11 protein-coding genes are annotated in these 15,763 nt (G+C 71.1%); 6 read left to right on the top strand and 5 right to left on the bottom strand.

All coding sequences use genetic code 11. The annotated features are described in order from the left end of the window. Positions 1 to 169 precede the first annotated feature (169 nt). Positions 170 to 910 carry a Crp/Fnr family transcriptional regulator gene (locus tag FHY02_RS09745; RefSeq protein ID WP_311721291.1) on the bottom strand — a complete coding sequence of 247 codons (741 nt, stop codon included), beginning with the start codon at positions 908 to 910 and terminating at the stop codon, positions 170 to 172. Between the two features lie 138 nt (positions 911 to 1,048). Here FHY02_RS09745 and murA point away from each other — a divergent pair, with 138 nt between their 5' ends. Further along, a complete protein-coding gene (murA, locus tag FHY02_RS09740; protein ID WP_183921733.1) occupies positions 1,049 to 2,332 on the top strand; it encodes a UDP-N-acetylglucosamine 1-carboxyvinyltransferase in 1,284 nt (427 codons plus the stop codon). Positions 2,333 to 2,552: 220 nt separating this feature from the next. Here the strand turns inward: murA and FHY02_RS09735 are convergent, their stop codons facing one another. From FHY02_RS09735 to FHY02_RS09725, 3 genes are read right to left on the bottom strand one after another with little or no spacing between them, the layout of a single operon-like run. Continuing rightward, on the bottom strand, positions 2,553 to 3,509 hold the full coding sequence (locus tag FHY02_RS09735) for a M48 family metallopeptidase (protein WP_183921732.1): 957 nt from the start codon (positions 3,507 to 3,509) through the stop codon (positions 2,553 to 2,555). Between the two features lie 10 nt (positions 3,510 to 3,519). Then, the gene (locus FHY02_RS09730; protein ID WP_183921731.1) at positions 3,520 to 4,827 is read right to left on the bottom strand and encodes a sigma-54 dependent transcriptional regulator; all 1,308 of its coding nucleotides are present in this window, start codon (positions 4,825 to 4,827) and stop codon (positions 3,520 to 3,522) included. Beyond that, on the bottom strand, positions 4,824 to 6,575 hold the full coding sequence (locus FHY02_RS09725) for an ATP-binding protein (RefSeq protein WP_221198584.1): 1,752 nt from the start codon (positions 6,573 to 6,575) through the stop codon (positions 4,824 to 4,826). Before FHY02_RS09725 ends, FHY02_RS09730 begins: the two co-directional genes overlap by 4 nt. A gap of 181 nt (positions 6,576 to 6,756) precedes the next feature. On the opposite strand from FHY02_RS09725, the gene FHY02_RS09720 reads away from it, so the two are divergent. Together FHY02_RS09720 and FHY02_RS09715 are read left to right on the top strand one after the other, a co-directional pair. Further along, positions 6,757 to 8,247: an alginate export family protein gene (locus FHY02_RS09720; RefSeq protein ID WP_183921729.1), complete on the top strand. Its 1,491-nt coding sequence runs from the start codon at positions 6,757 to 6,759 to the stop codon at positions 8,245 to 8,247. Between the two features lie 210 nt (positions 8,248 to 8,457). Continuing rightward, positions 8,458 to 9,765 carry an MFS transporter gene (locus FHY02_RS09715; protein WP_183921728.1) on the top strand — a complete coding sequence of 436 codons (1,308 nt, stop codon included), beginning with the start codon at positions 8,458 to 8,460 and terminating at the stop codon, positions 9,763 to 9,765. A gap of 158 nt (positions 9,766 to 9,923) precedes the next feature. Here FHY02_RS09715 and FHY02_RS09710 read toward each other — a convergent pair whose 3' ends face one another. Next, positions 9,924 to 10,925 carry an NAD(P)H-quinone oxidoreductase gene (locus tag FHY02_RS09710; RefSeq protein WP_183921727.1) on the bottom strand — a complete coding sequence of 334 codons (1,002 nt, stop codon included), beginning with the start codon at positions 10,923 to 10,925 and terminating at the stop codon, positions 9,924 to 9,926. Positions 10,926 to 11,055: 130 nt separating this feature from the next. Here FHY02_RS09710 and FHY02_RS09705 point away from each other — a divergent pair, with 130 nt between their 5' ends. From FHY02_RS09705 to FHY02_RS09695, 3 genes are all read left to right on the top strand, one after another. Continuing rightward, positions 11,056 to 11,253 carry a DUF1192 domain-containing protein gene (locus FHY02_RS09705; protein WP_183921726.1) on the top strand — a complete coding sequence of 66 codons (198 nt, stop codon included), beginning with the start codon at positions 11,056 to 11,058 and terminating at the stop codon, positions 11,251 to 11,253. A 129-nt stretch (positions 11,254 to 11,382) separates the two neighbouring features. Further along, positions 11,383 to 13,710 (top strand): ATP-dependent Clp protease ATP-binding subunit ClpA, encoded by a 2,328-nt coding sequence (gene clpA, locus FHY02_RS09700; protein ID WP_183921725.1) that lies wholly within the window; start codon positions 11,383 to 11,385, stop codon positions 13,708 to 13,710. Between the two features lie 347 nt (positions 13,711 to 14,057). Then, positions 14,058 to 15,722, top strand: a complete 1,665-nt coding sequence (locus tag FHY02_RS09695) for a diguanylate cyclase (RefSeq protein ID WP_183921724.1) — start codon at positions 14,058 to 14,060, stop codon at positions 15,720 to 15,722. Positions 15,723 to 15,763 lie beyond the last annotated feature (41 nt).

The following is a 15,763-nucleotide window of genomic DNA, read 5'->3' as shown; positions in this document are numbered from 1 at the left end:
GGGGACTATGACGAGACGGCCTCGCTCCGTTCGCTGACGTCATGCTGAACTTGGGTCAGCATCCACTGTTTTGCGAGCGCGACGGTCGTTGAACGCGCGGCACAGTGGATCCTGAAACCAGTTCAGGATGACGGCAGAGAGCTGGCAAGCGAGCGTCGCCGCCGCCGCGCTACCCCCCGCTCGGCCCCGGCAACCAGCTCAGGTCGACCGCGGCGAGCCGGTCGACGTGGTTGGCGCTGCGCATCAGCCGCGCTTCGTCGAGCAGCGTCACCCGGCCGCCCGAGCGCGCGATCAGTCCCTGCTCCTCGAGCTGGCGCAGCATGCGGTTGACGTGCACCGCGGTGAGACCGGTGGCGTCGCCGATCTCCTCCTGCGTCAGCCCCAGCGCGAAGGTGTCGCCAGTGTTCTCGTCCTGGCGGCGGATGCGGTCGCGCAGGTCGAGCAGCACCGCCGCGACGCGCGCGCGCGCCGACATCCGACCCAAACCGGCGAGACGATCGGTCAGCGTCGCGCGCTCGACCTGCTCGAGCGCGGCGAGCGCCAGCGCGACGCGGGGGAAGCGGAAGACGATGTCGGCTACCTGCGTGCGGTCGATCGGCACCACCACGCTGTCCGCCAGCGCGAGGAGCGCGTGCGGCGCCTTGCCAAAGGCGATCACCGCCATGCCGGTGAGGTCGCCGGGGAAGATGAAGCGCAGGATCTGCCGGCTGCCGTCGTCCAGCAAAACATAGGCGATCAGCATGCCGCTCTTCAGCGCGAACAGCTCGGTGGAGCGTTCATTCTCCCGCACCAGCGTCATCCCCTTGCGGACGGTGCGCTCGCGCTCACCCAGCTGGTCTAGCGCCGCGCGCTCGGGCGCGGTGAGGATTATCATGTCGCCGATCCTGTCGGCGAGGCTACGCGCTGGCACCCGGTGGATATCCCCTTGATCTGTGCGTTCGTTACGCGGGCAATCGACCAACGTGCATTAAAACCGATCAAGCGCACGCGGGGGTCACCATGTTCGCTCATCCTTGGCGACCGCGCGGGGCTTCGATAGAGCGGGGCGATGGATCGCATTCTTATCCGCGGCGGTAACCGCCTGAACGGTCGTCTTCCCATCTCCGGCGCCAAGAACGCCGCGCTGACGCTGATGCCCTGCGCCCTGCTCACCGACGAGCCGCTGACGCTGCGCAACCTGCCGCGGCTCGCCGACGTCGACGGCTTCGGCCATCTGCTCAACCAGCTCGGCGCCTCGACCACGATCGAGGGCAGCCGGCCGGAGGATTTCGGCCGCGTGATGACGATCCGCGCCGGCCAGCTCAGCTCGACCGAGGCGCCCTATGACATCGTGCGCAAGATGCGCGCCTCGATCCTGGTGCTCGGCCCGATCCTGGCGCGCGCGGGGCAGGCGCGGGTCTCGCTGCCGGGCGGCTGCGCCATCGGCAATCGCCCGATCGACCTGCACCTCAAGGCGCTCCAGGCGATCGGCGCCGAGCTGGAGATGTCGGCCGGCTATGTCACCGCCACCGCGCCGGGCGGCCGCCTCGAGGGCGGGCGCTACACCTTCCCGATCGTGTCGGTGGGCGCGACCGAGAACGTTCTGATGGCGGCGGTGACCGCGCGGGGCAGCAGCCGCATCGAGAACGCCGCGCGCGAGCCCGAGATCGTCGACCTGTGCCGCTGCCTCGTCGCGATGGGCGCGCGTATCGAGGGGATCGGCACCGAGACGCTCGAGATCGAGGGCGTCGCCGAGCTGCACGGCGCCACGTATGGCGTGATGCCCGACCGGATCGAGGCAGGCAGCTACGCCTGTGCCGCGGCGGTGACCGGCGGCACGGTCGAGCTCGCCAACGTCAACGCCGCCGACATGGGCGCGACGCTGGACGCGCTGCGCGCGGCGGGCGTGGGGATCGAGGAGCGGCGCGACTCGATCGTGGTGACGAGCGAGGGCAAGCTGGCGCCGCTGACGCTCTCCACCGCGCCGTACCCGGGCTTCGCGACCGACATGCAGGCGCAGTTCATGGCGATGCTGTGCAAGGCCGAGGGCGCCAGCGTGCTGACCGAGACGATCTTCGAGAACCGCTACATGCACGTGCCCGAGCTGGCGCGGATGGGGGCGGACATCCAGGTGCACGGCCGCACCGCGGTGGTGAAGGGGGTCGATCGCCTGGTCGGCGCGCCGGTGATGGCGACCGACCTGCGCGCCTCGATGAGCCTGATCATCGCCGGGCTGGTGGCGGAGGGCGAGACCAGCGTCGCGCGCGTCTACCACCTCGACCGCGGCTATGAGCGGCTCGAGGAGAAGCTGTTGGCGGTGGGGGCCGATATCGAGCGCGACTCGGGGGGGTGATAAGGCGGCGGGCGCGCGTCCTGACGCGCTTTCTCTGAGTCTTTCTCCCGCATCCTGAAACCCGCGCCGTCATCCCGGACCTGTTCCGGAATCCACCGGTCCGCGTACTCGGAAGGCGTTCCGCTCGCGGACGAGTGGATCCCGGAACAAGTCCGGGATGACGGCAGAGGCAGGGGGCGCATCCCCTCACCTGTCGCGCCATCCGCCCGCCCTCCGTCGCTCACCCCAGCGGCGCGTCGCGCTTCGCCAGCAGCGGCGGTGCATAGGGCAGCGGCGCGTTCGCGGGCATCGTCGCCAGCTCGGTCGCGATCGCGTCGGCGCGCGCCTTGGCGGACGGGTGGGTGCGGCTGCGGAAGAAGCCGCCGTCGATCTTGCCGCCCTCCTCGCGCCAGAAGCGCACCGCCAGCTGCGGGTCCCAGCCCGCGTTGCGGAGCAGATAGGCGCCGAGCAGATCGGCCTCGGTCTCGGTCTGGCGGAACAGCCGGCCGTTGCGACCCAGTTCGGCGAACAGCCCCCACTTAACGCCGGCCGCCTCCAGCCGCGCGCGGTGGCGCAGGATGGCGTGGGCCAGCTCGTGCGCGACCACCACCGCTACCTGATCGTCGCCGAACAGCTCGAACAAGCGCCCGCCGACCTGTACCACACGACCGTCGGACGAGGCGCCGAGCTTGTTGCCCGCGAGCACCTCGAACTCGACGCGGCAGCCCGCGCGCGGCTGCACGGTCACCGACCGCTCGGCGCCGGCGCGGCGGAGCGTCAGCGCGAGCGGTGCGGTCGGGGGATGCGACGCGAGCAGCGCCTGCGCCGCGTCGCGGGTCACGCTCGTCGTCGAGTCACCACCGGCCGGGGCCGCGACCGCGGCGCCGTCGATCGCGAGCAGCCCGTCGTTCGCCGCCACCCCCGCGGTCGCCGCGGGGGCGCCCGGCACCACCAGCTCGACCGTCACCGGCGCGGCGAAGGCGGCGCGCAGCGCGGGGGGATATTGGTCGGCGGCGTGGAGCGCGGCGCCGATCACCGGCTGCTGGTCGCGGCACAAGGGCGCGTTGGCGGTGGTGAGCCGCCAGGCGATCGCGGCGAGCCGTTGATCGACTTCGAGCAATGTCGGCTCGGCCGCGGCAGGGGCGGCGGCGAGCAGCGCCGCCGGAATAAGGGAAGCGAACAGGAACAGGAGACGCATCGGGGCAGGATCACTCGCGCTGGCGGAACGCCGCCGGCTCGATGCCGTGGCGCTGTAGTCTGTCATAGAGGCTGCGGCGCGGCAGCTGAAGCTCGGCGGCGGCGGCGCCGACGTCGCCGCGCACGCGGTCGAGCGCGGCGCGGATCGTCGCCGCCTCGAAACGGTCGACGCGCTCGGCGAGCGGCAGCTGGTCGGCCGCGCTCGGCGTCCCCTCCGCCATCCCGAGCACGACGCGCGTGGCATAGTTGCGCAGCTCGCGGACGTTGCCGGTCCAGTCGTCGGCGACGAGCCGCGCCTCCACCGCGGGATCGATGTTGGGCCGCTCGCGCCCGAACCGCTCCGCCGCCTCGCCGAGGAAATAGGCGAACAGCAGCGGCACGTCGGCGCGGCGCTCGCGCAGCGGCGGGATGCGCAGCCGCACCGTCTCCAGCCGGTAGAGCAGATCGGCGCGGAACCGTCCCTCGGCCACCGCGGCGGCGAGATCGGTCTTGGCCGCGGCGACGACGCGCAGGTTGACCACGCGCGGCGCGCCGCCGGGCTGGGGCAGCTCGCGCTCCTCGACCACGCGCAGCAGCTTGCCCTGGAGCGCGGGCGACATGCTGTCGATCTCGTCGAGGAAGAGCGTGCCGCGGTCGGCGTCGGCGACCCGGCCGGGCTGGGCGCGGCTGCCGAACAGCGCCTCGTCCGCCACCGCGTCGGGCAAAGCGGCGCAGTCGACGGCGACGAACTGGCGCGCGCGACGGTGACTCCAGCGGTGCAGCAGCAGCGCGACCAGCTCCTTGCCCGTGCCGGTCTCGCCCTCGACCAGCACGTCGACGTCGACGTCGGCGAGCTGGCGGATCGTGTCGCGCAGCCGCACCATCGCCGGGGTCTCGCCGATCAGCGGGTAGTGGGTCTCGGCCTCGGCCGCGGCGACGCGCAGCCGGCGGTTCTCCAGCACCAGCCGGCGCATCTCGAGCGCGCGGCGCGCGCTGGCGATCAGATGGTCGGCGGCGAACGGCTTGGCGATGAAGTCGAACGCGCCCTGTTTGAGCGCCGCCACTGCCATCGCGATGTCGCCGTGCCCGGTCATCAGGATCACCGGCAGCTCGGGGTCACGCGCCGCCACCGCCTCGAACAGCGCGTGGCCGTCCATCCGCGGCATGCGGATGTCACTGACGACGATGCCGCGGAAATCGGCGTCGAGCCGCGCCAGCGCGGTACGCGCGTCGCCGTACGGCTCGACGTCGATGCCGGCGATCGCGAAACTGTCCGCCAGCGCGGCACGCAGGCCCTCGTCGTCGTCGATCAGCACGACGCGGAGCGGCGGCTGGCTCACGCGCGCCGCACCGTCGCGCGGAACGCCGCGCCGCCGAGCGGGGAGGGGACGATCCGCAGCGTGCCGTCGAACTGCGCGATGATGTCGCGCGCGATGCCGAGCCCGAGCCCGAGCCCGTCGGGGCGTCCGGTGACGAAGGGGCTGAACACCTCGTCGCCGAGCGCCGGGTCGATCCCCGGTCCGTTGTCCGCCACGGTCAGCTCCACCCACTCCTCCCTCGTCGCTACGGTGAGCGCGACGCGCGGGTCGGCGCGCCCGGCGAGCGCGTCGACCGCGTTGTTGATCAGGTTGACCAGCACCTGCTCCAGCCGCACGCGCCCGGCGAACACGCTGGGCTGCCTCGGCGCGGGCCAGTCGAGCGCGACGCGCGCGGCACGCAGCCGGTCGCCGACCAGCAGCCGCGTGCCGTCGATCACGTCGTCGAGCGCGATCGGTCCCGCGGTGCCGCTGCCGCGCCGCGCGAAGCGGCGCATCTCCTGCGTGATCGTGCCGATCCGCTCGGTCAGCGCCACCGCGCTGTCGAGGCTGGCGGCGACCCGCTCGGTGCGCTGCTGCGCGAGATGGTGGCGCGCGTTCTCGGCGAGCGTGCGGATCGTCGCCACCGGCTGGTTGATCTCATGCGCCAGCCCCGCGGTGATCGAGCCGAGCGAGGCGAGCCGGTTGGCCTGCGCCAGCTCCTCGCGCGCGGCGCGGAAGCGGCGGTCGGCGTCCTCGCGCCGCGCCATGGCGGCGCTGAGCTCGGCGGTGCGCGCCGCCACCGCCTGCTCCAGCTCGGCGCGGTCGGCGGCGGCGCGCGCGATCCGGCTGGTGCGCCACAGCAGCAGAGCGGCGAGCAGCGCCAGCAGCAGCACCGCGGTGACGGTGGTGAGCCGCGCGAGATTGGTGGCGTCGCGCAGCGCGCGCGTGACGGGCACGAGGTGGAGCAGCCGCCAGCCGGCATGCGCCGCGGGCACCGCGGTGAGGCGCAGCGGCGCGCCGTCGGGCGCGACGGCGTCGCTGCCGGCGAAGCGATAGCCGGTCGGCGCGAGCGGGCGGTCGAGGAACTGGCCGGTGCGGCGGATCGCGGCGAGTGTCGCCGGCGGCAGCGGCGCGAGCACGCGGAGCGCGGCGCGCGGGTCGGTCGCGGCGAGCACGATGCCGCGCTCGTCGGCGAGCAGCGTCCGGCCGGGATCATTCGCCCAGGCGCGCGTGATCGCGTCGAACTCGACCTTCACCACCACGACGCCGAGCGGCCCCGCCGCGCCGTCGATCCGCCGCGCCATGAACAGCCCCGGCCGCCCGCTGACGTTGCCGAGCGCGAAATGCTCCGCCGCGCCGTCGCGCATCGCCTGCTGGAAATAGGGACGGAAGCGATAATCGTGGCCGACGAAGCTCTGCGCGCCGGCGGCGTTGGACGCGGAGACGGTGAGGCCGCGCGAGTCGATCGCGTAGATCACCGGCGCGCCGGTGCGCCGCGCGAGCGAGGCGAGCTTGTCGTCGAGCCGCGTCGCCGCGCGGGAGGCGGCGCCCTGCACCAGCGCGTCGCGCAGGTCGCCATATTCGCTCAGCACGATCGGCAGCAGGCGGAACTTGGCGAGCTCGCTGTCGATCAGCCGCGCCTGCTGGCGCGCGGTGCGCAGCGCCTCGTCCTCCACCCGGTCGAGCGCGCGCTGCCGCGTCACGTGCGCCGCGGCGAGATAGAACAGCGCGCCGAGCAGCACGACCGCGAGCGCGGCGAGCAGCAGACCGGGGCGACGCGGCAGGGACACGCGTGCGGGATACCGCATCCGGGCCAGTGAGGCCATGCGGAAACCCGCGCCCCGTCCGGCCAGGAGCCGCGGAAATCCTAGGATGAGCGTGTTTTCGCCGGCCCGACCGCGACGGCGTAGCATGGCGCCGAGAGCGACGGCCGCCGCCTTGCCGGGTCGAGCCGCCTGCCATGGAGAGGTCATGAGACGAGTTTCTATCCTGTCGAGCGCGTTGCTCACCCCCACGCTGCTCGTCGCGGCGTCGGCGGGCGCCCAGGCCGGCGCTCCCGCGGGCGGGGGCAAGGCCGCGCCGGCCACGCCGATCGCGTCCGAATATCCCACCGCCGGGATCGGCGAGGGGACCGCGCAGGGCAAATACAACGTCTCGCGCTGGGCCGAGGACTGGCGTGCGATGGCCGACCCGGACAAGCGCGACGACCCGCTCGACCGGCTTAAATATCTGCCGCTGACAGAGGACGGCTCGGTCTATCTCTCGCTCTCGGGCGAGATCCGCTACCGCGTCCAGGCCACCACCAACCCCGACCTGCGCGACCGCGCGGCGCAGCGGCAGGAGCGGCTGCGCGTCTATGCCGGCGCCGACCTGCACCTCGGCGAGCACGTCCGCGTCTACGGCGAGCTCGCCAAGGCGCGCGTCGACGGCGTCAACATCGGCGCCCCCGCGGGCAATCTGCGCAATGCGCTGACGCTGTCGCAGGGTTTCGGCGAGGTCTATGGCACGCTCGCCGGCGCGAGCGTGGGCGTGCGCGCGGGGCGGCAGGAATTCTCGGACGGGCCGAACCTGCTCACCTCGGTGCGCGACGATCCCACGCTCCACTTCGTGCTCGACGGCGTCCGCGCCTATGCGCGCGGCAGGCGCGTGCGCGCCGACGTGTTCGACCTGCGCTACATCGCCTACGGCCAGCAGGGGCTGAGCGACGACCGCACCGACGGCGCGCGGCGCTTCAGCGGCGTCACTTTCGGCTATGCGGTGCCGAGCGATTTCCTCGGCGGCTCCAAGCTGTTCTTCGACCCCTTCGTCTGGCGGCTGCGCAACCGCGTGGCGAGCTGGAACGGCACGGTCGCGCGCGAGGAGCGGATGTTCTACGGCCTCCACCTCTACGGCGACGCCGGGCCGGTCACGGTCGACTGGACCGTGAACCATCAGGGCGGCACGTTCGGGGATCGCCCGATCAACGCGTGGCAGGCCTTCGTCGCGCAGACCTACCGCCTCGGCAAGGCGGCGAGCGCGCCGCGGGTCGGGGTCCACCTCGACTATGCCAGCGGCGGGGGCGCCTATGACGGCGGCACGCTGCGCACCGCGAGCGGGCTCTACGGCAACAACATTTACTACAGCTACCAGCTGTTTCTGACGCCGACCAACCTGATGTCGGTCTCGCCCAACGTCTCGTTCAGCCCGGTGAAGCGGCTGCGCGTGACAGGCGAGTATACGATGGCGTGGCGCGCGACCGAGAGCGACGCCGTGTATCGCGCCTCGGGCGCCGCCTTCGCGGGCACGCAGGACGTGGCGGGGAGGCGCATCGCCGACCTGATGCGCTTCCAGGCGATCTGGGCGGTGACGCCGCGGGTGAGCGTCACCGGGCGCTACGAGCATCTGATCGCCAAGGACGCGCTGACGCGGGCGGGGTATCAGAACTCCGACTTTCTCGCGGCATGGCTGAGCCTGCGGTTCTGATGGGTCAATTCAACGATCCTCCCCGCCATGCGGGGAGGGGGACCAGCCGCAGGCTGGTGGAGGGGGCTCTCCGCATACGGGCCGGCGCATCCGTGTCGAACCCCCCTCCACGACTCGCTGCGCGAGCGGTCCCCCTCCCCGCCATGCGGGGAGGATTGTTGGCGCCGGCACTGCCGACGCGATAAACCACATATGATGAGGAGAGACGCCATGGCCGTCGCGCCGCCCACCGCCCCCGAGGCCGCCCCCGTCGCCGGCCGGCTCAAGTCGATCATCGGCGGCTCGACCGGTAACCTGGTCGAGTGGTTCGACTGGTACGTCTATTCCGCGTTCACGCTCTATTTCGTCAGGCATTTCTTTCCCAAGGACGATCCGACCGCGCAGCTGCTGAGCGCGGCGGCGGTGTTCGCGGTGGGCTTCGTGATGCGCCCGATCGGCGCGTGGATCATGGGCATCTACGCCGATCGCCGCGGGCGCAAGGCGGGGCTGACCTTGTCGGTGACGCTGATGTGCACCGGCTCGCTGATCATCGCCTGCTCCCCCGGCATCGAGACGATCGGCTATGGCGCGCCCGCGCTGCTGGTGCTCGCGCGACTGATGCAGGGTCTGTCGGTCGGCGGCGAATATGGCGCCAGCGCGACCTATCTGTCCGAGATGGCGGGCAAGGAGCGGCGCGGCTTCTTCTCGTCCTTCCAGTATGTCACGCTGATCTCGGGGCAGCTGCTCGCGATTCTGCTGCTGGTGGTGCTGCAATCGGTGATGAGCGAGCAGGCGCTGACCAGCTGGGGTTGGCGCATCCCCTTCGCGATCGGCGCGGTGCTGGCGCTGGTGGTGTTCTGGCTGCGCCGCGGGCTGGCCGAGACGCAGAGCTTCGAGAAGGCCAAGGCGAGCGACGCGCCCAAGTCGGGCTTCGGCACGCTGCTGCGCCGCCATCCGCGCGAGACGGCGCTGGTGATGCTGCTCACCGCCGGGGGCACGCTCGCCTTCTACGCTTACTCGATCTACATGCAGAAGTTTCTGGTCAACACCTCGGGCTTCTCCAAGGAGACCGCGACCCAGATCAACGCGGTGACCTTGTTCGCCTTCATGCTGCTCCAGCCGGTCGCGGGCGGGCTGTCCGACCGGATCGGGCGCAAGCCGCTGATGGTCGCGTTCGGCGTGGCGGGCGTGCTGTTCACCTATCCGATCTTCTCCGCGCTGGAGCATACGCGCGACGCGACCGTCGCGGGGCTGCTGGTAATGGCGGCGCTGGTGATCGTTACCGGCTATACCTCGATCAACGCGGTGGTGAAGGCGGAGCTGTTCCCCGCGCACATCCGCGCGCTGGGGGTGGCGCTGCCCTATGCGCTGGCCAACACGATCTTCGGCGGCACGGCGGAATATGTCGCGCTGAGCTTCAAGCAGCACGGCTGGGAGCAGGGCTTCTATTGGTACGTCACGGTGATGATCGGCGTGTCGCTGCTGGTCTACCTGCGCATGCGCGACACGGGCAAGGCGAGCCTGATCGCGGAGGATTGAGGGCAAGATCCTCCCCGGTACGGGGAGGGGGACCGCTCGCCGTAGGCGAGTGGTGGAGGGGGATCTCCGCGAACGCACCGCCTCGTATGCGGACGCCCCCCTCCACCAGCCTTCGGCTGGTCCCCCTCCCCGCCATGCGGGGAGGACCTAAGGGCCGCTCACCCCATCGTCAGCACGATCTTGCCGATATGGTCGCCGCTCTCCATCCGCCGGTGCGCCTCGGCGGCCTCCGCCAGCGGGAAACTGCGGTCCATCACCGGCTTGAGCTTGCCCGCCGCGGCGAAGGGCCACACCGTGCGGGCGATCTCGTCGGTGACCAGCGCCTTGAAGCCGGCGTCGCGCGCGCGCAGCGTCGAGCCGGTCAGCGTCAGCCGCCGCCGCATGATCTCGAACAATGGCACGGTCGCGTTGGCGCCGCGCTGCACCGCGATCGAGACGTGGCGCCCGTCCTCGGCGAGGCACTGGAGGTTGCGCGGCACATAGTCGCCGCCCACCATGTCGAGCACCGCCGCGCAGCCGCGCCCCTCGGTGATGTCGCGGACGCGCGCGACGAAATCTTCCGAGCGATAGTTGATCGCATGGTCGGCGCCGAGCCGCCGCGCCGCCGCGGCCTTCTCGTCCGAGCCGACGGTAACGATGATCTCCAGCCCGAAGAGGTTGGAGAGCGTGATCGCCATCGTGCCGATACCGCTGGTGCCGCCGTGCACCAGCACGGTGTCGCCCTCCATCGCGAAGGCACGCTCGAAGAGGTTGGTCCATACCGTGTAGAGCGTCTCGGGCAGCGCCGCCGCCTCGGTCATCGACAGCGCCTCGGGCACGGGCAGCGCCTGGCCCGCGGGCACCAGCGCATAGTCGGCGTAAGCGCCGCCCGCGACGAGCGCGCAGACCGGCTGGCCGAGCAGCACCGGCTCCACGCCGTCGCCGAGCGCCACCACCTCGCCCGCCAGCTCGAGCCCGAGCACGCTCGGCGCGCCGGGGGGCGGGGGATAGTTGCCCTGGCGCTGCAGCACGTCGGGACGGTTGACCCCCGCCGCGGCGACTCGCACCAGCAGCTCGCCCGCGCCCGGTCGCGGCACCGCGCGCTCGACCGGCACCAGGACCTCCGGGCCGCCGGACTCCGCGGGATCGATCGCCAGCATCACCTCGGGCAGGTCGGTCATCGCTAGGGCAACCCTTTCTTTCTGGCGTCTTCCCCGCCTTATGGCCGGCGCGGCGAGGGCGTCAACGCGCACGCCACACTCGGGTTCGCCGCGGCTTGACTCCGCGCCGCCCCGGTAGGACGATCCGGACATGGACCTAGACGACATCCTCGGCCCGCAGCGGGACGACCCGCTCGCCGCGCTGCTGCGCGAGGATCTCGACCGACTTTCGGTCATCGAGCTGGAGGCGCGCGCCGACGCGCTGGAGGGCGAGATCGCGCGGGTCCGGCGCAAAATAGACGGGGCCGTTAACCATCGCGCAAGCGCGGACGCGCTATTCAAGCGATGAACGCTGGCGCACTGGGCTGGCGAACGATCGCTCCCGGTGCGGAGGCCAGCGCTTGATGCGGGGCCAATCAATCACGACATTCGTGACGATGGGCCGCGTGTCCTCACGCGGCTCGCTAGGAGTAATCTGATGCCCTCATTCGCCAGCGCTCTCGAGACCACGCTGCACAAGGCGCTCGAGGCCGCTTCCTCGCGCCGCCATGAATATGCCACGCTGGAGCACCTGCTGCTCGCGCTGATCGACGACGAGCACGCCAGCCAGGTGATGTCCGCGTGCGGCGTCGACCTCGGCGAGCTCAAGACCACGGTCGCGCATTACCTCGACACCGAGCTCGGCGCGCTGCGCGTCGACGCCACGACCGACCCGTCGCCCACCTCGGGCTTCCAGCGCGTCGTCCAGCGCGCGATCCTGCACGTCCAGTCGTCCGGCCGCGACGAGGTGACCGGTGCCAACGTGCTGGTCGCGCTCTTCTCCGAGCGCGAGAGCTACGCGGTCTATTTCCTCCAGCAGCAGGACATGAGCCGCCTCGACGCGGTCAGCTTCATCAGCCACGGCGTCGGCAAGGGCGCCGCCACCCCCGAGGCCACCAGCGTGAAGGGCGCGGCCGAGGAGGAGAAGAAGGAGAAGGCGGACACGTCGGGCAAGAAGGGCGAGAGCGCGCTTAAGCAGTTCACCGTCGACCTCAACGAGAAAGCGAAGGTCGGCAAGGTCGACCCGCTGATCGGCCGCATGGCAGAGGTGGACCGCACGGTGCAGATTCTGTGCCGGCGTTCCAAGAACAACCCGCTCTATGTCGGCGATCCCGGCGTCGGGAAGACAGCGATCGCGGAGGGGCTGGCGCGCAAGATCGTCGAGGGCGACGTACCCGAGGTGCTCAAGCCCGCGGTGATCTACTCGCTCGACATGGGCGCGCTGCTCGCCGGCACCCGCTACCGCGGCGACTTTGAGGAGCGGCTCAAGGCGGTGGTCAACGAGCTGGAGAAGCTGCCCGACGCGGTGCTCTTCATCGACGAGATCCACACCGTGATCGGCGCGGGCGCGACCAGCGGCGGCGCGATGGACGCGTCCAACCTGCTCAAGCCGGCGCTGTCGGGCGGCACGATCCGCTGCATCGGCTCGACCACCTACAAGGAGTTCCGCAACCACTTCGAGAAGGACCGCGCGCTGCTGCGGCGCTTCCAGAAGATCGACGTCAACGAGCCCTCGATCGAGGACACGATCAAGATCCTCGCGGGCCTGCGCTCGGCGTTCGAGGACCATCACTCGGTCAAGTACACGCCCGACGCGATCAAGTCGGCGGTGGAGCTGAGCGCGCGCTACATCAACGACCGCAAGCTGCCCGACAAGGCGATCGACGTGATCGACGAGGTCGGCGCGATGCAGATGCTGGTGCCGCCGTCGAAGCGCAAGAAGACGATCACCGCCAAGGAGATCGAGGCGGTGATCGCGACGATGGCGCGGATCCCGCCGAAGAGCGTGTCGACCGACGACAAGAAGCAGCTCGAGACGCTCGAGACCGACCTGAAGCGCGTGGTGTTCGGCCAGAATGCCGCGATCGAGAAGCTGTCGTCGGCGATCAAGCTGGCGCGCGCGGGGCTGCGCGAGCCGGAGAAGCCGATCGGCAACTATCTCTTCTCCGGCCCGACCGGCGTCGGCAAGACCGAGGTGGCCAAGCAGCTCTCGACCATCCTGGGCATCCCGCTCCAGCGCTTCGACATGAGCGAGTATATGGAGCGCCACTCGGTCAGCCGGCTGATCGGTGCGCCCCCGGGCTATGTCGGCTTCGACCAGGGCGGCCTGCTGACCGACGCGGTCGACCAGAACCCGCACTGCGTGCTGCTGCTCGACGAGATCGAGAAGGCGCACCCCGATCTGTTCAACATCCTCTTGCAGGTGATGGACAACGGGCGGCTCACCGACCAGCACGGCAAGACCGTCGACTTCCGCAACGTCATCCTGATCATGACGACCAACGCGGGCGCGGCGGACATGGCGCGCGAGACGGTCGGCTTCGGCAACCTCACCCGCGAGGGCGAGGACGAGCAGGCGGTGCAGAAGATGTTCACGCCCGAGTTCCGCAACCGGCTCGATGCGATCGTGCCGTTCGGCTACCTGCCGCCCGAGGTGGTGGCGCGCGTGGTGGACAAGTTCATCCTCCAGCTGGAGCTCCAGCTGGCCGACCGCGACGTCCACATCAAGCTCGACGACGAGGCCAAGAAGTGGCTGACCGACAAGGGCTATGACAAGCTGTACGGCGCGCGTCCGATGGGTCGCCTGATCCAGGAGAAGATCAAGCAGCCGCTCGCCGAGGAACTGCTGTTCGGCAAATTGGTCCACGGCGGCGAGGTGACGGTGAAGCTGAAGGAGGGCGCGCTCTCCTTCGCGATCGAGCCCGCCGCGCCGAAGAAGCCGGGCAAGAAGAAGGGCGGCAAGGCCGCGCCGGTCAAGGCGGGCTGAGGCGAGGGCTGACGAGGGGGCGGGGGACGAGCGTTCCCCGCCGCCGTCCAGAGAGGTGACACTCTCCTCGCATGGATCATTGTTCCCCGGCGAAGGCCGAGGTCCGGGTGGGAAGGTGGTGGTGAGAGCCATGACCGTCCCCGGCTCGGCCCCGGCCTCCGCCGGGGAACACCCTTTGCGACGGCTGGCTACGTTGCCTCCCGTTGCCTTCCGCTCCAGTGAAGCGACACAGTCTGACATGACCTGGGCAGGTGCGGCGGCGACGCGCGCTTTTTCTCGTCGCATCACGCAACATATGATCGCGCCGTTAACCTTCCCTTCGGGTTGGCCCTGTTACGCCGATTGTCATGAACGGGGGGACGGTCATCCGCTGGATCGCGCGCGCGCTCGCTCTGCTCGGCGCCTTTGTCGCGCTCGCGCCCCCGGCCGCGGCGCTGGCGGGGACGCCGCTCGCTACCTGTTTCCGCCACGCGCTGCCCCATGAACGTGCCGTCGCGGTGCTCGCCGATCCGCGCGGCTTCGATTGCACCAGCGACCAGCGGAGCGCCGGACCGGGCGATTACTGGGTGCTCGCGCCGCGCCTGCCCGTGATCGCGCGCGGCTCGCTGATCCGCTCCGCCAGCGTCTGGCAGGACGCCGCGACGCTCCACGTCCGCTACGCCGACGGCACGACACGCGCGACCGGCTTCACCAGCGCGACCGCGTGGCAGCGGCTCAAGCTCGGCGCGGTGTTCGAGCTGGCGCTGCCGGATCATGCCGCGCGGCCCGTCGCGCTGCTGTGGCATGTTCGCGGCGCGCCGGTCACGCGCGGCATCGTCATCGACCCGCGCGTCGCGACGCCGGCGCAGTCGACGCGGATGGAGGTGGCGATGGCCGCCTTCTACGCCGCCTTCGCCGGGCTGTGCGTGGCGCTGCTGATGTCCAACCTCGCGCTCGGCGCGGCGCTGCGCCAGCGCTTCCACCCGCCCTATTGCGCGATGGTGCTGTGCCTGCTGGCCTATGGTGTCAGCTCCTCCGGGCTGCTCGGCCAGCTCACGGGCATGGACAACAACCTGCGGCTGCGGCTCAACACCGCGCTGCTGGCGCTGGCGCTCAGCTTCGCGATCCTGTTCGCGCGGCGCTTCTTCCACCCGCGCGTGTTCGCCGGCTGGGTCGGGCGCACGGCGACGTCGTCGGTCGGTGCGGTACTGGTGACCGCGACGCTCTATTGCACGCTGATGCCCCGGGCATCGCACTGGCTCGACGCCGCGCTGACCGCCAGCTTCGCCGCGGTGGCGGCCCTGGCGCTGCCGCTGCTGTGGCGCGGCTGGCGCGCCGACACGCCGCACGCGCGCGTGTTCATGCTCGCCTGGGGCACGCCGCTCGCTTTCGCCGGGCTGCGCGTCGCGCAGGCGGCGGGGCTGGTGCGCTGGAACTTCTTCATCGACAATTCGACCCTGCTGGCGATGGCGCTCGAGGCGTCATGCAGCGCGCTGGTGATCGCGTGGCGCATCAAGCTGGTGGTGGAGGAGCGCGACGCCGCGCGCGAGCAGGAGATGCTGGCGCGGCTGCTCGCCGACAGCGACCCGCTGACCGGGCTGATGAACCGCCGCAGCTTCCTGCGCGAGGCGATCGGGCGCGCCGAGCCCCAGCTGCTCGTGCTGATCGACATCGATCATTTCAAGCAGGTCAACGATACGCTCGGCCACGACGGCGGCGATGAGGTGCTGCGCGTCTTCGCGCGCGCGCTGCTCGCGGTGGTGCCCGACGACGCGCTGGTGGCGCGCGTGGGCGGCGAGGAGTTCGCGGTGCTGACCGGCGCCGGGCGCGACGACCTGCCCGACCAGATCCTCGGCGCGGTGCGCGCGGCCCGGATGCCGTTCGATCTCGCCGTCACCGCCTCGCTGGGCAGCGAGCGCGGCACGATCGCGACCGAGGCGGAGTGGAAGCGACTGTATCGCCGCGCCGACGACGCGCTCTACGCCGCCAAGACGGCGGGTCGCGATCGCGTGCGCTGGGCCGCGGCGGCTTAGTCGAGAGCTGGAGACAGCTAGGGCTGGGTCCATGGTGGCGC

Origin of the sequence: Sphingomonas sp. BK069, from assembly GCF_014193405.1 — a bacterium.
GTDB lineage: Bacteria > Pseudomonadota > Alphaproteobacteria > Sphingomonadales > Sphingomonadaceae > Sphingomonas.
This window is presented reverse-complemented; position numbering and strand designations above follow the sequence as displayed.